20 protein-coding genes are annotated in these 19,239 nt (G+C 44.7%); 13 read left to right on the forward strand and 7 right to left on the reverse strand.

The features are described 5' to 3' along the window. Positions 1 to 4: 4 nt before the first annotated feature. The 3 genes from ilvA (at position 5) to VDIS_RS04795 (ending at position 2,472) form a co-directional block, all read left to right on the forward strand. Positions 5 to 1,243 carry a threonine ammonia-lyase gene (gene ilvA, locus VDIS_RS04785; RefSeq protein ID WP_013336086.1) on the forward strand — a complete coding sequence of 413 codons (1,239 nt, stop codon included), beginning with the start codon at positions 5 to 7 and terminating at the stop codon, positions 1,241 to 1,243. A 32-nt stretch (positions 1,244 to 1,275) separates the two neighbouring features. After that, on the forward strand, positions 1,276 to 1,659 hold the full coding sequence (locus tag VDIS_RS04790; RefSeq protein ID WP_013336087.1) for a RidA family protein: 384 nt from the start codon (positions 1,276 to 1,278) through the stop codon (positions 1,657 to 1,659). A 69-nt stretch (positions 1,660 to 1,728) separates the two neighbouring features. Beyond that, positions 1,729 to 2,472: a PD-(D/E)XK nuclease family protein gene (locus VDIS_RS04795; protein WP_013336088.1), complete on the forward strand. Its 744-nt coding sequence runs from the start codon at positions 1,729 to 1,731 to the stop codon at positions 2,470 to 2,472. 10 nt (positions 2,473 to 2,482) lie between these two features. Here the strand turns inward: VDIS_RS04795 and VDIS_RS04800 are convergent, their stop codons facing one another. Continuing rightward, positions 2,483 to 2,947 (reverse strand): hypothetical protein, encoded by a 465-nt coding sequence (locus VDIS_RS04800; RefSeq protein ID WP_013336089.1) that lies wholly within the window; start codon positions 2,945 to 2,947, stop codon positions 2,483 to 2,485. 83 nt (positions 2,948 to 3,030) lie between these two features. Here VDIS_RS04800 and VDIS_RS04805 point away from each other — a divergent pair, with 83 nt between their 5' ends. Together VDIS_RS04805 and VDIS_RS04810 are read left to right on the forward strand one after the other, a co-directional pair. After that, positions 3,031 to 4,293 carry a molybdopterin molybdotransferase MoeA gene (locus tag VDIS_RS04805; protein ID WP_013336090.1) on the forward strand — a complete coding sequence of 421 codons (1,263 nt, stop codon included), beginning with the start codon at positions 3,031 to 3,033 and terminating at the stop codon, positions 4,291 to 4,293. Between the two features lie 48 nt (positions 4,294 to 4,341). Then, positions 4,342 to 4,803, forward strand: coding sequence for a hypothetical protein (locus VDIS_RS04810; RefSeq protein ID WP_013336091.1), 462 nt, complete (start codon positions 4,342 to 4,344; stop codon positions 4,801 to 4,803). A 14-nt stretch (positions 4,804 to 4,817) separates the two neighbouring features. Here the strand turns inward: VDIS_RS04810 and VDIS_RS04815 are convergent, their stop codons facing one another. Continuing rightward, positions 4,818 to 6,233, reverse strand: a complete 1,416-nt coding sequence (locus VDIS_RS04815; RefSeq protein WP_013336092.1) for a DNA double-strand break repair nuclease NurA — start codon at positions 6,231 to 6,233, stop codon at positions 4,818 to 4,820. Between the two features lie 130 nt (positions 6,234 to 6,363). Between VDIS_RS04815 and VDIS_RS04820 the strand changes: the two genes are divergently transcribed. The 6 genes from VDIS_RS04820 (at position 6,364) to VDIS_RS04845 (ending at position 11,604) form a co-directional block, all read left to right on the forward strand. Further along, entirely contained in the window at positions 6,364 to 7,116 is a 753-nt protein-coding gene (locus VDIS_RS04820; protein WP_013336093.1) for a hypothetical protein, read from the forward strand. Between the two features lie 58 nt (positions 7,117 to 7,174). Next, positions 7,175 to 8,002, forward strand: a complete 828-nt coding sequence (locus tag VDIS_RS04825; protein WP_148678226.1) for a thioredoxin family protein — start codon at positions 7,175 to 7,177, stop codon at positions 8,000 to 8,002. An 18-nt stretch (positions 8,003 to 8,020) separates the two neighbouring features. Further along, on the forward strand, positions 8,021 to 9,736 hold the full coding sequence (locus VDIS_RS04830; RefSeq protein WP_013336095.1) for a radical SAM protein: 1,716 nt from the start codon (positions 8,021 to 8,023) through the stop codon (positions 9,734 to 9,736). 51 nt (positions 9,737 to 9,787) lie between these two features. Then, complete coding sequence (locus VDIS_RS04835; RefSeq protein WP_013336096.1) at positions 9,788 to 10,183, forward strand: HEPN domain-containing protein; 396 nt, start codon at positions 9,788 to 9,790, stop codon at positions 10,181 to 10,183. Then, positions 10,156 to 10,584: a nucleotidyltransferase domain-containing protein gene (locus VDIS_RS12625; RefSeq protein ID WP_013336097.1), complete on the forward strand. Its 429-nt coding sequence runs from the start codon at positions 10,156 to 10,158 to the stop codon at positions 10,582 to 10,584. Before VDIS_RS04835 ends, VDIS_RS12625 begins: the two co-directional genes overlap by 28 nt. A 69-nt stretch (positions 10,585 to 10,653) precedes the next feature. Next, on the forward strand, positions 10,654 to 11,604 hold the full coding sequence (locus VDIS_RS04845; protein WP_148678227.1) for a hypothetical protein: 951 nt from the start codon (positions 10,654 to 10,656) through the stop codon (positions 11,602 to 11,604). A 39-nt stretch (positions 11,605 to 11,643) separates the two neighbouring features. Here the strand turns inward: VDIS_RS04845 and VDIS_RS04850 are convergent, their stop codons facing one another. After that, positions 11,644 to 12,168: a hypothetical protein gene (locus VDIS_RS04850; RefSeq protein ID WP_013336099.1), complete on the reverse strand. Its 525-nt coding sequence runs from the start codon at positions 12,166 to 12,168 to the stop codon at positions 11,644 to 11,646. A 94-nt stretch (positions 12,169 to 12,262) separates the two neighbouring features. Between VDIS_RS04850 and VDIS_RS13020 the strand changes: the two genes are divergently transcribed. Then, the gene (locus VDIS_RS13020) at positions 12,263 to 12,850 is read left to right on the forward strand and encodes a hypothetical protein (protein ID WP_013336100.1); all 588 of its coding nucleotides are present in this window, start codon (positions 12,263 to 12,265) and stop codon (positions 12,848 to 12,850) included. 95 nt (positions 12,851 to 12,945) lie between these two features. Further along, a complete protein-coding gene (locus VDIS_RS04860; protein ID WP_013336101.1) occupies positions 12,946 to 14,355 on the forward strand; it encodes a hypothetical protein in 1,410 nt (469 codons plus the stop codon). Between the two features lie 51 nt (positions 14,356 to 14,406). Here VDIS_RS04860 and VDIS_RS04865 read toward each other — a convergent pair whose 3' ends face one another. From VDIS_RS04865 to VDIS_RS04880, 4 genes are all read right to left on the reverse strand, one after another. Then, the gene (locus tag VDIS_RS04865; RefSeq protein ID WP_013336102.1) at positions 14,407 to 15,018 is read right to left on the reverse strand and encodes a MarC family protein; all 612 of its coding nucleotides are present in this window, start codon (positions 15,016 to 15,018) and stop codon (positions 14,407 to 14,409) included. Between the two features lie 280 nt (positions 15,019 to 15,298). Further along, a complete protein-coding gene (locus tag VDIS_RS04870) occupies positions 15,299 to 16,450 on the reverse strand; it encodes a cobalamin-independent methionine synthase II family protein (RefSeq protein ID WP_013336103.1) in 1,152 nt (383 codons plus the stop codon). Positions 16,451 to 16,537: 87 nt separating this feature from the next. Continuing rightward, positions 16,538 to 17,611 carry an asparagine synthetase A gene (locus tag VDIS_RS04875; RefSeq protein ID WP_013336104.1) on the reverse strand — a complete coding sequence of 358 codons (1,074 nt, stop codon included), beginning with the start codon at positions 17,609 to 17,611 and terminating at the stop codon, positions 16,538 to 16,540. 77 nt (positions 17,612 to 17,688) lie between these two features. Further along, a complete protein-coding gene (locus tag VDIS_RS04880) occupies positions 17,689 to 19,176 on the reverse strand; it encodes a cobyric acid synthase (protein ID WP_013336105.1) in 1,488 nt (495 codons plus the stop codon). Positions 19,177 to 19,239 lie beyond the last annotated feature (63 nt).

Consider the following 19,239-nt stretch of genomic DNA (forward strand, 5'->3'; position numbering starts at 1 on the left):
GAGTATGACAACGCCGCGTGAAATATACGAGAGATCCCTTGAGGCGCTGAAGGTAATTAAGGAGGCGCAGGCGAGAGGTCTTGTGCATAGGACACCATTAATAAGGTCTGAGACGTTAAGCAATATTGCTGGTGCAAATGTTTGGTTGAAGCTTGAGGCCCTTCAAAAAACTGGTTCGTTTAAGGTTAGGGGTGCGTACTTTGCAATTAATAATATCGTTAATAAACTCGGTGTCAAGCACGTGGTTACTGCATCCGCGGGGAACCATGCACAGGGTGTTGCGTACTCAGCTAGTCTCGTTGGTATTAAGGCAACCGTGGTTATGCCACAGTATACCCCATGGATTAAGATAGCAAGGACCAAGAGGTATGGCGCCGACGTAATACTTCATGGTGAATCCTATAGTGAGGCTGAGGATTATGCCGTGAAGTTAGCGAAGGAGTTGGGGGCCTATTATGTACATGCCTATAATGATCCAGACGTCATAGCCGGTCAGGGAACCATAGGCTTTGAGATTCTCGAGGACCTTAACAACGTTGACTACGTAATAGTGCCTGTGGGTGGTGGCGGTTTGATTTCGGGTATTGCATCCGTAATTAAGACCGTTAATCCCAGGGTTAAGGTAATTGGGGTCCAAAGTGAGGGTGCACCAGGCGCTTATCTAAGCCTTAAGAGTGGTAGGATAGTTACCATTGAGAAGGTCGACACGATTGCGGATGGCATTGCCGTTAAGAGGATTGGTGACTTAACCTTCAAATTAATGAGTGAGTTGCTTGATGATATTGTACTCGTCAATGACCTGGAGATTGCCAAGGCCATACTCACGATAGCCGAGAGTGTGAAGGTCATAGCCGAGGGCGCGGGCGCTGCTAGCGTCGCCGCCTTAATTAGTGATAAGGTTAAGGTTAGTGGTAATGTGGTTGCCATTGTTAGTGGTGGTAATATTGATATGAATATGTTGTTCAGGGTGATTAGTAAGGCATTGGCCCTTGAGGGTAGGATTGTAAAGATAAGTGGCTTATTACCGGATAGGCCGGGCATGCTTGGCAGGGTTACCTCAATACTGGGTGAGTTGGGGGTTAATATACTCGATGTTTTCCATGAGAGGTTTGACCCAACAATAACGCCTGGCTATGCCGAGGTATCATTCATCGTGGAATTACCACCTGAGGAGGACGCGGCGAAGAAGGTCATTAGCAGGCTTAGGGAGCTTGGCTTTAACTTCAGTATTGAGAAGCCGTAATGCTTTAAAGTACGTGGCTTTACTCCTTAGTAATGCCGAGGACAACGGTATTCACTGAAAAGGCTCCTAAACCAATAGGCCCATACTCACAGGCTGTGAATGTCGGTAATTTCCTATTCGTCAGTGGTCAAATACCCATTGACCCATCCACAGGGCAGTTGGTTAAGGGTGGGATTAAGGAGCAGACTGAGAGGGTTCTTGAGAATATTAAGGCAATCCTTGAGGCCGCTGGTTATTCATTAAGTAATGTGGCTTGGGTATTCGTGGCGCTTAAGGACTTGAGCAAATTCTCGGAGTTTAATGAGGTTTATTCGAGGTACTTTAGGGAGAATCCACCTGCACGCATTACTGTTGAGGTAAGCAACCTACCCGGTGGCGCCTTGGTGGAGATATCCGTTATTGCCGTTAAGGATTAGGTGCACCTTAATTAAACAGTATAGTGTGCATTATTCTTATTAATGACCGAGTAATCAATTAACGCTGCCTTGATAAGCAATCCAATAATTAGATTTAATAGGGATTATGTAACAGTCTCTGAAATAGCCCAACAACTGTACTGCGAGTACAAGTTGCATTTATCAATAATTGAGGGCAGGATCCAAACGCCAGCCATGGAGATGGGTATAATAATTCATGACGAGGTGTTTAAGGGACGGAGTGTTAATGAGGAGGAGTTCATGAATGCCGTTAGGAGTAATGAGCTTGTGGTTGCCACATTACCATTAATGATTAATATAAATGGGATTAACATAATTGGTATACCTGATGCCGTAGTATTTATGAAGGGTGTTGCCAAGGCAGTCATCGAGCTAAAGACAAGTAATAGGTGGTTGGATAGATTATTCGACAACGAGTATGTGCAGGCGCAATTATATGCGTACTTAATTAACAAGCTGGGCCTGGGCGCTGATCCCTATGTCATGGTGGTAAAGGTGAAGCGTGATGTAAGTATTACGGAGAGGTTACGCCGGAGCATATTCTCCACAGCAATTAAGTACTTAACGAGTGCTGTGGAGTTACCTGCCAGGATTAGGTTTAGGGATTTCACGATATACATCAATGAGTTTGATAAATCAATAGAAGCGCATCTAAGGTGGGCTTTGGATTACTGGTTAATGCGTAGGGAGCCTAGGGCAATACCATCAGTTGGCAAGTGCGCAGTGTGTGAGTTTAATGATAAATGCCCATTCAGGGCCTACGGCCCCAACACCAATGTGGTAAATACGTAATTCATCACGCTCACTCCTCAACAACCTCATTGTACTTCTGGGCTCGTTTTAAGCTCATACGCCTTAGCATGGATAGTACCTGGTCAATGTACTTATTTACCTCATCCTCATTCAATCCTCTATCCTTAATTATCACCTCCATAACCTTAGCATAACTCTTATACTCCTCATTCAACCTCCTCCAGGGTATACCCTTCAATGACTGCATTAACCTCTCGTTAATTGGCAGCAATTTCTTAACCATTAAGAATGAAATTATTGGATAACCAACATAGCCCCTATGCACGGTCCCATTATCCGTACTATCAACCTCCCTCCTGGAAACATCCACGTAGACCTTATACGTCCTCGTACCATCTGAGGACTTAACCAAGGCCTCCTTATCGTTAATTACCTCAACCCTACCATCAGCAAGGGCTCCAAGGGCCTCAAGAACCTTAATCCTAGGCGGCACTCTTAAGTATGCGGAGCTCACGTAGTTATTACATTGCCCTTATTTTTAAGCCATTTTAATAACCTGATTAAAGTTAAAATGGATAACAACACTAGGGCTTTAGCATGGGATTTAAGGAAACAAAGACCGTCGATCAAGTACTCAGTGAGGCTATTAAGTACATTAAGCACGTACCTAGGATAATCGAGGTAACAATAAGTGAGGCGCTCAATAAGTACATTGCTGAGGATGTAATGGCTAGGTTCGACGTACCTGGGTTCAATAGATCCGCAGTTGATGGATATGCTGTGAGGAGTATAGACACGTTTGGTGCCTCACCAACAAACCCAATAACACTTAGGGTCGTGGGGTTCATGGCCGTTGGCGACGACCCAGGTAAGTACTCACTAAATCCGGGTGAAGCCATTGAAATAAGTACGGGCGCCCCACTACCCGTTAATGCCGACGCCGTGGTTATGTATGAGGACACACGCAGGTCTGGTGACTATATCGAGGTATTAAGGCCCGTACCACCCATGGGCAATGTATCAAGGAGGGGTGAGGATGTAAGGGCCAATGAGGTCATGTATAGGAGGGGGATGAAGATACTTCCCTGGGACTTGGGCGTGTTGGCCTCGATGGGTATTTACAGGATTAAGGTGTTTTCACCGAGGGTCGCAATAATAAGTACTGGTAATGAACTTGTGGAGGTGACGGACGTATCGAGTAATGGACCACCACCTGGTAAGGTAATCAATAGTTCAAGGTTCGTAATTGAGGGATTACTTAAATCCCTTGGTTGCGAACCGAATTACCTGGGTATCGTGGGTGATAATGAAGATGAGATTGCGAAGACCGTGAGTAATGCCCTTAAGGATTACGATGCAGTAATTACGACAGGCGGTGTGTCCGTAGGTAAGGTCGATTACACCATAAGGGCTGTGTCAAGGTTAAACCCTGAGTATTTGAACCATGGACTTTCAATTAGGCCTGGAAGACCAAATAGTATAGCGGTGGTTAATGGTAAGCCCGTCTTCATGCTTAGCGGTTTCCCTGTGGCTGCGGCGACGGGGTTTGATGTATTGGTAAGACCTATTTTACTGCACATGATGGGCGCTATTGATGATCCTAAACCAGTGATTAAGGGGGTCTTAACTAGGAGGGTTTCAACTCCAGTTAATACCAAGTCTTTCGTCAGGGTCAGGGCCTATTTGGGTAGGGATGGTAGGGTGTATGTTGAGCCGTTGGCATTAACGGGTAGTGGCATACTCAGTACTTTGGTGAGGGGTAATGGTATCCTGGTTGTTCCAGAAAATAGGGAAGGTTTTGATGAGGGTGATGAGGTTGAGGTCACGTTAATAAGGCCCTTATTCATGGAGGGGTCCTAATAAAGATAACTTTTTAACCTACCTATCTAGCCCTTCCTCTTGGAGGCGATGTCATCTTCAATTCCTGAATACCTGAGGCAGTCAGTTAAGGTTAAGGAGACTGTTGATGGTGTGGAGATCAATTCATTTAAGGTGCCTCCACATAAGTTCTTTGTTAATGAGGAGATAACGTACTTAACCCTACCCCTTAATGTTGATGAGAAGGTCCTCATAAATAAAATAAATGAGTTAAAGCTTGGGAGGAAAACAATCGAGAAATTATACGCAATAAGGTTGGATGCGGAGCCATGGCAGTACAACGAGCTTGAGTTACCGGATCTACTTAACAATGAGGTTGATGGTACGTCAATGGAGGGTAAGGGTAACGTGGTATACTCAGCCTACATTCATGTAAATGGCATTAAGAACTTCCTCAAAATAATAGCATTCAAGTACGTGAGCTATGTGGAAGTGGATATAGTGAGGCTCGCCGGTTATAGGGGTATTGTTAGGTACCTAATACATTTCTAAGCTAACGTATGAGGTTAGCCCTGGGCATCCTCAACCTGTGGATTTAAATCAATGTTAAATGCCATGCCAAACCTCCTTTTCGTTTGAATCTTCAATTTATTTACCGCAGCCATCGCATACTCGAGGAATTGATCCTCACCAAAATTCGCATACTCATGGGCAAGCCAAAGCAATTTATTATAATGTATTGGGTCCCTATACATGCTCATTAGTAAATTTACATGATTATTAACGTCAATTTTATCATAAAATAACTTCCAGGGAACCCCCTGGTTAAACATTGGCCAATCATAATACGGGATCTCGACTGCGAGTGGTGTATCGCTTTCGTGGAACTTAACATACATCATTACTATCCTTGGGAAATTCGCCAATACTTTTCTAACCTTATTCAATTCCTCACGCGGATCTAAGCTTCCATAATCGTCAACGCTCCTTAAGCCCTCGCTATCCTCAATTCTATCCTTAATAAACCTCAAGAGATTATCTAACTGGGTCAATGATTTATGGTTTAGGTATGCATCCATGGCCCCAATCAATAACTTCCTAGTCATACCAACCCTAATACCCTGCATCCTAGCCAATTCCTCCAGGAGCATTACATCGGATATTGACTGGCTAAGGGCGGTCCTAATGCCAACCCTTATTAAATCCCTATGCGACCCATTGTAGTTCCTGGCTAGTTCTACTAACTTGCTTCTATAGTTCCTAATCCAGACAATGCTGTACCAATCAATACCCCTATTAAGTATGTCCAGCAATTCCTTACTGACGTTAATGAATGGAGCATCACTAAGTATTATCTCCTTAAGCGCCTTAAACAGTATGTAATCCTTAAAGATCTTCAACTTAGAGTCCTTAGCCACAAACACCACGTTAACGCCAAGTTCCCTAGCCCTATCAAGCACGTTATATAGACTCTCCAGGGCCCTTATGACCTCGGGTACGTAATAAAGGTCTAGGAACCCCTTCGTTAATATCAACTCATGAATTAATGCGGTGATCTTGGCGTATAAACTGCCATCTAACAATAGGAAGTCGTACTTACCCCCCTCTATCGTCCTTAATGCGACCTCACTCTCTATGTATGACAGCAACACCCATTTAATGGATGGTGCAAATACAGGTACCCAATTAACAATGACATCCCTTATTGGCTGCTCGCCAGTATTATTAACGGCAATGGCTCTCGCAATGATTATGGCGCTCCCATCCCTAAGCTCAAGCTCCCTTACACCACCATCAACGGCTGTCACCCTAATGCCAGTAGACTTACTAAGTATTGGGAGGGGTTTCCAGAGGTCCTTAGCGTCGCTGGCATCAATAATTTTGCTTAATGTACCATGCATTGCATTGGCTTTACCCAGCCTATGATCATTATTCAATTCCATTAACCGCCTATAGTAAATGTCATAAAATAAGTCGGCCACTGAGCCATTAACGATACAACGTTATAATAGTTTTTGCTTACTCAAGTGCTACTGAGTTCAGTGTTAGTTTTAGTGCTGTGTAGGTAAACATTTATTAATAGAGCCTGTGCCTCAATGCCGGTAATGAATTATGAATTTAAAGTACGTAATAATTACCGCTGTGATTGTAATAGCCGTAGCAGTAATAGGCGCTATCTTTGCGCTTCGCATACTCTACAAGCCAACTGGACCAACCTTTAATGAATTATTTACATACACAAGTAATAATACTTACACGGCTAATTACAATTATTACATTTACTCAAACATAGCCGGGCAGGTAAGTACTGAGGATTATCTCTTCACGTATAGCCAGAGGGGACTTACGGAGAGGTACATAGTTGTCACCACAACGAGCGCTCCACAAATGAGCCTATACATAGTGACTACGCAGTTGAGTAATGGTACCATGATACAGTGCATAGCAGAGCCATTATACGCGGGTTGCACCTCCACGAATCAAACATTCAATCTAATATACCTAGCACTCCCCATAGTTAATACATCATCATTCACACTAATTGGCAAACAAAAAATACTTGGCTACAACGCTTACTGCTACATGTCAAGAAACACGACAATGTTAGGCAATGTAATGCCCAGCGCCGTTCAGGCTGGTCTTGGTTCAATCCCCGTGAATGTAACAAGTGAGGTCTGTATGACCCCGGACGGCGTACCACTCCTGATAAAGCTGAGCGTATTCACGACATTGAGTATAAGTGGGTATTCGGCGCCAATAAACATAACCCAGTCACTACAAGCCATTAATGTTCAGGATGGTATTTACCTGAGTAATAACGCCACAGCCCTGCTCAAGTCCCTTGGCGTTAATGAGACAGGATGAAAAATTTAATGTGAGTCGCCATTAGTTTTAAAAGTAGGTGCTTGCTAATCGTGATGCCGTGAGTACCCCTAATGTAGAGATATTCATACACCCAACATGTAGCACATGCCATACACTAATTAGGTTATTGAAGCAGTGGGGTTACCTGGATAGGGTTAGGATAATAGATACGTCTAGGGACCCATACACGGCCATGGAGAGGGGCGTTAGGTCAGTGCCAAGCATCTTCATTAATGGCGAGCTAGTATTCGCTGGGATAGTTGATTTCAAGAGACTTAAGGCATTGCTGGATGGTGAGTATTTGGGTAATAGGTTTGAGGGCGACTTAAAGGAGCTTGAGGAGAGGTTTTTCAGGGGCGTCCTCGATAGTGTAGCGACGGCATTATGGCTATACGTTAATGAGGATTGTGATGCCTTTCTCAGGGATAAGGAATTCGTAATGGCGATAACGAACCTATCGGTGTATAGTGATCGTGAGGAGCTATACAATGAGCTACGTAAGTACCTAGGCAATGCCAATACGTGCAGGGAAGCCATAAGGAGTAGGGAGGATAGGTTCCTAACTGTGATAACCAAGAACTTCGCTAGGGAGATTTACTGGCTCCATAATAAGTTCCTGAGCTGGGGTGAAGTGTCGAAACTATATAGCAGGGAAGTTATTGCCCACTGGATGATTGTACGAAGCGCCCTTGGTAGGGTCGGCCTTAGGGCTTACCCAATCAGTAATGAGAGGTTTAGGGAGAAGGTTGAGAGGGTTTATGAATACATGAGCAAGACGTTTGATGATTACATGAGGCAGGTCATTAATGAGCAGACAAAGATATTCAGTGACTCGGAGTATATCGAGGTCATTGAAGGCTTCATGAAAAGTATAAAGGGTCCTTAGGCAATTATTTGGTGAGGCATGGATAGGGTAGTAATACTTGATGGGTATACAGATGAGCCGGCGGGGCTTGGTGTACCGCCCTACTTAGACGTCTATCCACGCTATGTCGCTGGTGCCGTGTGGAGTGTGGATAAGTCAATTGACGTTAAGTACTTCACGATTGACCAGGTCAGGAGTGATTGGGCGAGCTTTGTCAGGGTTGCCAATGAGGCCAGGGTACTCATTGTCATAGCGGGCATCGTAACGCCGGGTAAGTACCTCGGTGGTGAACCCATAAGGCTTGAGGAGATTGAAAGAATAGCCAACATAATTACTAAGCCCATAAAGATCCTCGGAGGCCCAGTGGCCAGGTTTGGCTATGGTTCAGCAGGTGGTACAATAGCAATACCAAGGAGTAGGTTTCAAAGGTACTATGATCTGGTGGTCACGGGTGACGTGGACCTAGTCACCTACGAGTTACTGAGGAATAATTATCAATCATCAAAGGTCTCACCTGCACTTACGCATATTGACTATGGATTAATTAATAAATTCGCCGTGCTTGGCGCCCACATAGTCACTCAACACCCTAATTATGGCAGGAACCTGATCATCGAGCTTGAGACATATAAGTCCTGCCCAAGGTACATCAGTGGTGGATGTTCCTTCTGCGCCACCGTTAGGTACGGCCCAGTTAAATATAGGGATGCTAAGGCGATTGTTGAGGAGGTTAAGGCATTGTACAGCCTTGGCGTTAGGCATTTCAGGCTTGGTAGGCAGGCCGACTTCTACGCCTATATGGCCCACGACACCGGCAAACTGGACTTCCCAAGACCCAATCCAGAGGCCATTGAGAGCCTACTCGTCGGCATTAGAAATGCGGCGCCAGAGTTAGAAACCCTACACATCGATAATGTTAACCCGGGCACCATATACCACTGGCCTAGGGAGAGTGTGGAGGTTACGAAAACACTGATGAAGTACCACACGCCAGGTGATGTTGCGGCAATGGGTATCGAGACTGCCGATCCAAGGGTTGTTAAGTTGAATAACCTCAAGGTGATGCCTGACGAGGCATACTTCGCGGTTAAGACGATAAGTGAATTGGGGAGGGTTAGGGGTTGGAACGGCATGCCCGAGTTATTGCCCGGTATAAACTTCGTCATTGGTTTACCTGGTGAGACCAGAGAGACCTTCAGGTTGAATATTGAGTTCCTCAAGAAACTGCTGGATAACGATGTTTGGGTTAGGAGGGTCAACATCAGGCAGGTCCTCGTACTACCACCAACACCACTATGGAGCCAGGCCGACGACATTAAGCAACTGCTGAGGGAGCATAGGAGGTACTTCCTAGCCTTTAAGTATTGGGTTAGGAGGTACTTCGACCATGAGATGCTTAGGAAGGTTGTGCCGAAAAGTGTGGTATTGAGGAGGGTGTTTACGGAGGTTCATTATGGGGATGGGACGTATGCGAGGCAGGTTGGTTCATACCCACTATTGATCTACATACCCGCTAAGATAGAGCTTGGGAGGTGGATCGACGTTGTGGTGTCGGAGCATGGCTTTAGGTCCGTGATTGGTGTGCCATACCCAGTTAACGTTAATGAGGCGCCAAAGCGATTACTCAAGTACGTACCGAGCATGAGCAGAGACGTACTAAATAGGATAATTGCGGCAAGACCAATAAGAAGCTATGAGCAATTGAAAAGCATAATAGGTGGTAATCAGGAATTGATTAAGTACCTGGCATTATAAGTCCTTACTAACAGTTATAAAAAGTCTTTATTACTAAATAAAATTGAGGAAATGCGTGAGGAGGCAGAGCAGTGGTTCAAGGAGGCTATCAGGGAGCTCGAGTTAGCACGGCACTTACTTGAAATAGGCTACCTGAACTACGCGGCATTCCATTCGCATCAAGCTGCTGAGAAGGCATTGAAGGCGTTGATAATTGTAAGGCTTAGAATGTTACCGCCAAAGACCCATAACTTACTGGAACTAGCTGAGAAATTGAGGAATGGTGGTATTGCGATTGATGATGTACTTGATGATCTGAGGGATTTAAACCCGCATTACCTAGTTGCTCGTTATCCAGATGCGGCTAATGGCGTACCCAGTGAGGTTTATTCAAGGAGGGAAGCTCAGCATTGTGTTGAGTCCGCATCTAAGGTGGTCGAATGGGTGAGGAGGTTATTCATGAGTTAAGGAGGTACATTCGATGCCTAATTGAACACGGCCATAGGATTAACTCAGCCGTACTCTTCGGTTCACGCGCAAGGGATGATTGGCTGATTAATAGCGACATTGATTTATTAATTATAATCCTGAACTCAGAAAAGAGCTTCCTAGAGAGGGTTCGCGAATTCACGACTTGTTGGAACTTGGGAATAGCCCTCGAGGTCTTCCCGTACACGGTCGATGAGATTAAGAGGTTAATGAATAAGGGATCTATTGCATTATACGATGCGTTGGACTACGGTATCGTGATTTACGATGATGGAACCTTTGAGAAGCTGAGGGAAGTATTTAGGAAAGCCGTTAATGAGGGTATCATTAGGAGGATTGGTGGTTGGTGGACAATACCTGAGAGGCCAATTATTGATTAATGGTAATGAGTATTTTAAGTGAACAGCCGGAGTAAAAAAGATCCACAATGAAACTTAGTAATGATGGGCATGGACTTAAAATGGAAGAAGATAGGCATTATAACGATACCGGCGGTGCTCGCTATAGTAATGATTACAATACTGGCAGCATATACTATGAACCCAATGCAGGCATATAACTCCTTAACACCGGCATATGTATTTAACGTAGTCGCAAACTTCAGCGATGGAGGTATTAACCAGACAATGATGCAGGAAATGATTAGGAACACTGTCAATAGTGCACTACGTGGGTTCATTACCTTAAATAAGCCACCCTACCCAGTAGTTAATGTTAAGCTCTTCAAAAATACGTTGGTCACGTTCCAACTACCCAGCAATTATAGGTATCGATATGCATCAATCGTGGTTCATAACGATACCTTATACGTGTACTTATGGAATAATGCGAATAATTATAAGTTATACGCTATTGTAAGACGCCCAATAGCCAGCGTGAAGATAGAAATTATTTACCCACGTGAGGGAAACTTCACACCCGTTGGCGTATTAGGGGTTGAGAAGTTCTCCGTCCCATTGCCTGGATTAAACAGTGCCGATGATCCGGAGGTGTATTTTGAATATTATGAGGCCTTATGGTACATTGGTAATCAGCTTGCTGCTAATACTACGGCCGCTGGCTGGTTCTTCATAAACCTAGGAGTTTCCGTTGAGAGCATATTAGATGATGGTCATGCCCAGCCGGGATTTGGCTATGCACTATGTACGACAAACGCGCCAGGGACTAATTATGGCGTTGGATCTATCGCTGCGCAAACGCAGACCGATGCAGGTTATGCGTTTTATGATTGCGGATTCACCGTTGTATTGAGTAACTGGCCTTGGGTTGGTATGGACGCTAACGGCAATGTTTACTACCCAACATCATTCCCAGGTGCTAAGTCCATACAAGCTGCATGCATATGCACTGGTGCATCATTTTACTTCCAAGCACCACCTCCTTTACCTGGTGAGGATTAATTAGTTAATATTTAATAAAGCATTAAAAATATTAAAGTTTTAAGGGGCCTCAAACGTTATACTCTCGTAATTGCCAACTTTAAGGCCCTTCTTAACCGTTAACCTCAGTATATTCCCACTACCCAGTATGGAACCCTCTCCGGCGAATTCATACTCAATGATCTTAAAGCCCGGTGGAAAGAGCCAAACGATCTCATAATCATACTCAGCAACCTCCTCCTCATAATAATCCTCATACCTATTAACACCACGCCTCAAATTACCCTTGAAGTATATGTAAAACTCGAGGTAGGGCCTATCGAAGGAACCCCTGAAGCCGAGGCTTACATCAATAACCCTAGCCTTAACAACCTCACCGTTAATCTTAATCGTCTCCTCATCTAGAAAACCCTGCATATTCTCCATGATGGTCCTCAACTCATTGAGTAAGCCCTCCCTATCCCTAAGCAGGTTCTTGTAATAACGATCTTTATCCAGGTACTCAAAGATTAAACTCTCCCAAACACCACCGTCAACCCCCATTGTGAATATTCCCTCAGCATGTATCGGCACCGGCTCACTCATTGAAATTAGGTTCCTCAGCAAGTTCAAAAGCCTTGTTATGGATTTGACAGGGCCTAAATAGGATTTATTAATGGCTTGATTGCTAATTACTTCTGTGGATGAGCTTATTTACGTGATTAGCCTATTGATTACGATAATAGCCTACCTGGCTGCACTCACGTATTGGTTAGGTAGGAGGTTTGAGGGTATTGATTGGAGGTTTAGGGATTTGGAGGAGAGATTGAGTAATAGGATTAGGGAGGTGGAGATTAAGCTGGAGGGGAGGATTAGTAATTTAGAAAATAGAATTAATAATCTGGAGAATAGGATAGACGGCTTGGAAAATAAAATGAGAAGCTTAGAGAGTGGTCTTAAGTCAGCGCTTGTTAATGTTAACTCGCTCCTTATTGAGTATATGGGGCTTAAGGGCTTGTTCTCCCCGGACGAGGTTAGGGTGTTGACTAATGAGGTGGGTAGGGTCGTTGACATGGTTAGGGCTAACCCAATCAGTAAGGAGGAGCTCGAGTTCATAAAGTCCGTGTTCTCCAAGGACCCTGATCAAATGAGTATTGAGGAGCTTGAGAGGGTCATTGAGATCGCAAAGCGTTGGTGGGAGGACAATTCCGAAATAGCCTTCAAGGTCTTTCAAGTGGCCAGTATAGTAAGGGCGTATAAATTGTACGGAAAGAAGAAACAACAATGAACGAACTTAAATTAAGCATATTAATACACAGTTTATCACTCGGTCAATTTAAGTGAACAGCCGGAGTAAAAAAATCCGCAATAGGTTCAGCAATGATGGGTATGTTTAGGGTCGGCTATGTGATTACGGCTATAATAATTGCCGCAATCCTCACAGCAATGGTAGTAACCCTCATAATGCACGGGATGACTCACCATAAGTTATTAAATCAACAATATACGTACCTAACGGAGCTCCTTGAGGGGGTCCCAACACCGAGTGTATGCATTGTTAGTTATGGGGCAAGCCCATATATAGGCAACTTAACGGCAAATCTCGGTAAGTTAGGAGTGCCATATGTGGTAATGAATATCATAACCAACGAGTCAGTAAGTAAGTGCAACATGCTGGTTATGAGTACAGAATGGCTCAATCAGTTCGGCAGTAACTACAAGCCAGTGATAATATATGCCCTGGAAAGCGGTATTCCGGTCGAGGCTGTGGGGCCAAATGCCGGTAACACATTGCTTAACGTGATTGGTGATTTCATAAGTAAGAAGGCAGCTGTAATTGTCGGTGTACCGACAGGCCATGACAAGCAACTAAAGCCTGAAGTACCAAGTAGCGTCACCGCACTGGGCATAGTTATGATACCGCTCAAAAACGCTACTAGGTTACCCACCGGCTGGAGTATATACGAGGGTGTACCAGCGAGTAATGTAACGTACACCGTGTTAAAGACTTGGAGGGAATATAACGAGGCGCTCAGTAAGGTTAAGTCACCATTAGTGCTACCGTTCCCATTATTAACCACAGCATTACCTCCCAAGATCCTCTTCCAGACATCAGGGTATTCATTACAGGTAAATATACAGGGCTTTAATTATGTGGGTTACATAGGGCCTTATCAAACACAATACTACGATTGGTTTGGAAATCTAGCCGGCGAACAGGAGCTTAGGGTTGATTTCTACTATACCACTGCGAACAACTATTATTTCTTCTTAAATTTAATTAAGCATGGCGTAATTGCTTTTAATCCTCCGGATCCATCGACATCGTTTATACCATGCTATGCAGGTGAAGGCGTTAACGCATATTCAACGGAATATCCTGGACGGGTATGGTTCCAAGCAGCCCCCACAGGCTCTGCAACAAGCCAAAAAACAATATCTTACTCAATTGGAACTAATACAGCTAGTGTTACCGTTACTGAATACATTACGTCAGGCGCAGTTGGTTGGAACTATCTCGGTCTATGGACTGAGGGACAGGATACGTGGAGATGGAATTTCCAGAACCCAAGTACCGAGACCACGTACGAGTTAGTACCCGGGGATATTTGGCAATTAGATCCATCAAAACCAGGCGGTTATCCGCCTCTTTATGAGACAATCAATGCCACGGCCGGTGTTGCTAATATTGAATGGTGGCCTGGTAATTACCTATGCAATTACATGTCTCCAATCAGCGTTACCGTCGATGTATATCCAACGTATGTCCATGTACTTCAGGTAAATACGTAATTGTATAGGTTTGGCAGAATAAATAAAGTTAAATTATGTTTGGGTCTAATATTAAGTAATACGTAGTGATTCTATGTAGTTTGTTACTCCGGTTAGTATCATTCCTATGGCTAGTGCGGCTATTATTAGGCTCATGAACCTGCCCAGGACCTTAAGCGTGTTACTGCCCAGTCTCTTTAGTAGTGGTTGTGAGAACCTAATCACTAGGTACGTGAAGGCTGAGCTCAGTAATGCCGCTATTATGACCTCGTAGATTGGGTATAGTGCCGAGAAGAGTATTAGCTCGGTTATTGTGCCTGGACCAACAAGTAGTGGCGTCACTATCGGCACTAACACGAATTCCTCAGGCTCCTTAACAGTGCCAACAGCCCTGGGTCCACCAGCCATGAGGGTCTCCATGGCTATGCCCATGAGCAACACGCCACCCGCTATCCTAAATGCGTCGAGGTTTACGCCGAAGGCCTGCAGTATATACCTACCGCCGACGGCGAATATCACCATTAGTAGCGGTACGCTGATACCAACCAGTTGGTAAACCCTCCTTAACTGTTCCGGTTCCATATTTATTATGTATATGGATAGTGTTGGTATTGCGCCTATTGGGTTGAGTATTGCTATTAATTGCCCCGTCATGTTTAGAATATCTATTAGGGCTCCTGGCACGGATAATTAACGCCTAATCACTATAATAACCTTTCACTGAGTCATTTCATCATCACGATGCTCAGTGGGGGGCAAGCGGCTCATTAATCACCAATGCAGTAATTAATGCGTAAAAACCCATTTATAGTCCTTACGGTATTGAGTGTTGACGGTGATGATGAGTTGGGAACCGACCAATGACGAGGGGTATCCTAACTGATTTTGATGCTCATCACCTCAGCAAGGATAGCATTCTTCATTTTTATCGAGCCGGTCCGTACTCATCACTTAAAGAACTACCTTACTTCTCGCCGTACTTCCTCCTTAAAATCTTTGCCGCCTCGGTCATTGAACGTACCTTGGAGAAGGCTATCCTCCTCTCAAACTTCCTATACATACCAGGTGCAAATCCACAGTCTGGGTTCAGCCATATCCTCCTTGGGTCAAGAACTCCCACGACCCTCTCAACCCTCTGTACCACAGTTTGTGGATCCTCAACCTGTGGATTCCTAACGTCAATTACGCCGAGACCAAGCTCCTTATCGCTGGGCAAGTCCTTCGCAAAGACGGCTGGGTCACCACTACCTGGACTTGCATACTCAAGCACGTACTGCTTAACCTTTATGTCGTAGACCTCCGGGGCTAGTCTCTCAAAGCCGATTCCGTAAAATGGCGAGTCTGGGTTTGGCCACCTATCCATGTGCATCCCTATCCTAACACCATCAATTCCCTTTATCGCCTCATTTATTAAGTCCCTAGCCAGGTAAAGCTCGTTCTTGAACCCTCTATATTTCTGCCCATGTATTGCCTCAATGACCTTCCTATACCTATCAGGCTCGTTCTCCCTAGCCTCCACTAAGTCGCCAAGCATTGGTTCATCAAGTTGAATGAAGTCCACACCGGCATCCCTAAGCCTAATTATCTCCTGCCTAAGCACCTTAATGTAGTCCTGGGCGAGATCCTCGGGCTGTGGGTACACTTGCCTTGAGTACTTGGCATCCCAGGTCTCCCACATAATTAGGTACGGGCTTGGTAATGTGACCTTTATCCTCCTATCCGTGACAGACCTCGTGAATTTAAACTCATCAAGCGCTATCACGGAATCCCTAATCTGCTCAACAGCCACAGCCCTCCAGTAGGTTAACTGGGCCTTGTACTGCTTCATTATTTCTATTGCCTTCGGGTTAATGTCCGTTACGTAGATCAACTTAAACCCAGGTATTTTCTGGCCGACAAATGCCACGAAGCTGGTCCTCCTCTGCTCCCCATCAGTTATGACGTCCAGGCCTGCAAGCTCCTCCTCCTTAACCGTCAACTTAACCGCATCGTCTAAGTACTCATCAAGCTCCTCCTTACTAATCTCGCCCTTATTATACCTATCAAAGGCCTCAATTAACCACTTAGGCCTTGGGAAGCTACCGACTACCGACGTCGTGAAGGTAAGCTCCTGCATTACCCAATACGGATTACTTAGTTTATAAAGTATTACGCCAAAACCCAACGTAGGAAAGTGTAATTATTTAGAGTCTATAAATTAAGCTTAAGGCGCCGGCCCAATACCAGCAACCTTCGGGTATGGCCTGGCCTCCCAAACAGCCCTTAAACCGCACACGTACCTTGTCAACCTCTCCACACCAATGCCAAAGCCCGCGGTCTTCAGTGGGTATAATTCCCTAAGCATCTCCAGATACCACCTATACTTATTTGGGTCCTCACCACCCTCCCTCATCCTGGCAATGACCTTTATTGGTTCATACTCACGCTCAGCGCCACTAATGGCCTCGCCAAAGCCCTCCGGGTATAGCATGTCGAAGTCCCTGAGTATGCCGGGCCTCTGTGGGTCCTCCCTGTCGTAGAATCCCCTGGCACCCTTTGGGTAATCAATTATGAAGAACGGGTTCTCATGATAAGCAGAAAGAAGCTTCTCACACTCCCACCTAATTTCCGTGTTTGGTGGGTTCTTACAACCGAGTTCATTGACGAGTTCCACGGCCTCCTTATGCGTGTACCTCCTAAACGGCTTCTTAAAGTCTGGGAGTTGCCTGTTGAGCTTTGTCTCAAGCTCTTTACCGTAGTTATCCTTAACCCTCTTAATCACATATATTATCATGTCCTCAGCAAGGTCAATCACTTGATCGTAGGTCGCGCCATAAACCTCGAGGTCAAGTTGATAAAACTCAACGAGGTGCCTACCGGTGAAGACGCTGTCATTTGGTTCAAACCTAATGTTTGGGCTTAGGAAGTATATCTTACCAAGCGACGCTGCCATGTACTGTTTATAGAGTATGGCGCTAGACATTACCTTATACTCCATGCCATAGAAATCCACCGTGGCCTGCTTCGCACCCCTAATCCCTGGATCGGTCACTGGGCCGATTATTGGCGCCAAGACCTCAGTAAAACCTCTTGAATTGAGGAAATCCCTTAACGCATCTATTATCTCGGCCTGAACCTTAAAGACGAGCTTATACTTATCCTCCCTAGCCCACCTCCATGAATGGGCAAGCCACTCCTTAAGGAATTCCAAGTACTTACCCTGGTCACTCACCATTTTTTCAAACTCCAGAACAGCGGGATAAAAGTAGGGTTCCTTCCTCTCTGGCCACTTATCCATATGCAAAACCCCAAGCCGTATCACCTTTTAAGCATGCCTTAAAAAATAACAATAAGAATCGTATTATAATCGGCGTATTATCTATCATTAATCATGAAATCTATATCCAGTCTTTCCTTAACTATTGATGAGAACTTGTCAATATGACTCATTAATAAGTCAATACTCGTTAGACCCTGTGAATTGCGCTTAGGTAATCCGGCGATTTCCCTTGCAATGTTGAGCACGAAACTCCTAAAGTTCGGGTCACCCAGTGAGTCGTGAAGTGTTATCCCAATTACTAAATCCTTCTCCCTAAATACGCCATCTACCTGCTGCACTGGCCTGCCATTTCTCTCCTTAATCATTACCAGGGGTTCATCACCAATGTACTGAGGAATACCCCTATGTATTTCATAACCCTTAACCTCAACACCCTCCAGCTCATCCCTTAACCCAACAGCCTTTGACAGCGACACAATCTTTTTAACACCATACACGGTATTAACATTAACAAGACCAAGCCCATCATAATTACCTGGAACACCGGCCTCAAGACCATGCGGATCACTCAATACCTTACTCATTGCCTGGAAGCCACCGCATATACCTAATATGACGGTTGATCCCTTAATCCTCATCAATGCCTTGTCCAGCCCAACTCTCCTCATCCACTCAAGGCTCGCAACTACATTCTTAGAGCCAGGTAATATAACAAGGTGTGGTTCACCCAATTCCTTTGGACTCCTAACTATCCTGACCGTGACATCATCCTCAAGAATTAACGGATATACATCATTAAAGTTTGAAATGTATGGATACGCAATTAACGCAATATCCAGCGGTCCATTACCAATTGGCTTCAGGTCCATTGAATCCTCAGGCCATAGCCATAAATCATCAATATAGGGCAAAACGCCGAGGACGGGCTTACCCGTCCTCTCCTCAAGCCATTTTATGGCAGTATTGAGTAATTTCTCATCACCCCTAAACTTATTTATAATGAAGCCCTTAACCAGCCTTCTCCATCTCGGTGGTAAGGACCTCATTAAACCAAGCCCCTGAATAAATGAACCACCTCTATCAATGTCGAGAACCACAAAGACATTGGCATTAAGCCACTCGGCAGGTCTAAAATTAGCCAAGTCCCTACTGGCGAGGTTCGGTTCATACGCAGATCCCGCCCCCTCACCGATTACCATGTCGTATTCCATGGTTAATTTACGTATACTAGCCTTAACGGCATTCACCGCAAGTCGTCGGATTAAGTTATTGTTTAGGTAATCATTGAAGGATAATTGAGCCCTTGGCTTGCCAAGTATTATGTATTCGGCTTTGTCACTTAGCATGGGTTTTATTAGGATTGGATTATAGTAAATACTGGGCATTAAGCCTGCCACGTATGCCTGCATTGCCTGTGCCAGCGCTATTTCGCCACCCTCAATGGACGGGTAACTATTGAGTGACATGTTCTGTGCCTTGAATGGCGTTACGTGAAAGCCCCTGGTACTAAGGATCCTCAGTAATGCGCTGACTATCGCTGTTTTCCCTGAGTCGCTCATTGTCGATACTATGTATGTATTCACTAAAAATGCTTCATAAAGATTGAGGGCAATAAGCCTTACCTAAGAAAGAAAATTTAAGTACTT

Source organism: Vulcanisaeta distributa DSM 14429, from assembly GCF_000148385.1.
GTDB lineage: Archaea > Thermoproteota > Thermoprotei > Thermoproteales > Thermocladiaceae > Vulcanisaeta > Vulcanisaeta distributa.

Excerpts from the sequence above, each read along its gene's own strand:
- ilvA (WP_013336086.1), top strand. The coding sequence starts at position 5 with ATGACAACGCCGCGTGAAATATACGAGAGATCCCTTGAGGCGCTGAAG.
- VDIS_RS04790 (WP_013336087.1), top strand. The coding sequence starts at position 1,276 with ATGCCGAGGACAACGGTATTCACTGAAAAGGCTCCTAAACCAATAGGC.
- VDIS_RS04805 (WP_013336090.1), top strand. The coding sequence starts at position 3,031 with ATGGGATTTAAGGAAACAAAGACCGTCGATCAAGTACTCAGTGAGGCT.
- VDIS_RS04810 (WP_013336091.1), top strand. The coding sequence starts at position 4,342 with ATGTCATCTTCAATTCCTGAATACCTGAGGCAGTCAGTTAAGGTTAAG.
- VDIS_RS04820 (WP_013336093.1), top strand. The coding sequence starts at position 6,364 with ATGAATTTAAAGTACGTAATAATTACCGCTGTGATTGTAATAGCCGTA.
- VDIS_RS04830 (WP_013336095.1), top strand. The coding sequence starts at position 8,021 with ATGGATAGGGTAGTAATACTTGATGGGTATACAGATGAGCCGGCGGGG.
- VDIS_RS04835 (WP_013336096.1), top strand. The coding sequence starts at position 9,788 with ATGCGTGAGGAGGCAGAGCAGTGGTTCAAGGAGGCTATCAGGGAGCTC.
- VDIS_RS12625 (WP_013336097.1), top strand. The coding sequence starts at position 10,156 with ATGGGTGAGGAGGTTATTCATGAGTTAAGGAGGTACATTCGATGCCTA.
- VDIS_RS04845 (WP_148678227.1), top strand. The coding sequence starts at position 10,654 with ATGGACTTAAAATGGAAGAAGATAGGCATTATAACGATACCGGCGGTG.
- VDIS_RS04850 (WP_013336099.1), bottom strand. The coding sequence starts at position 12,168 with ATGAGTGAGCCGGTGCCGATACATGCTGAGGGAATATTCACAATGGGG.
- VDIS_RS04860 (WP_013336101.1), top strand. The coding sequence starts at position 12,946 with ATGGGTATGTTTAGGGTCGGCTATGTGATTACGGCTATAATAATTGCC.
- VDIS_RS04870 (WP_013336103.1), bottom strand. The coding sequence starts at position 16,450 with ATGCAGGAGCTTACCTTCACGACGTCGGTAGTCGGTAGCTTCCCAAGG.
- VDIS_RS04875 (WP_013336104.1), bottom strand. The coding sequence starts at position 17,611 with ATGGATAAGTGGCCAGAGAGGAAGGAACCCTACTTTTATCCCGCTGTT.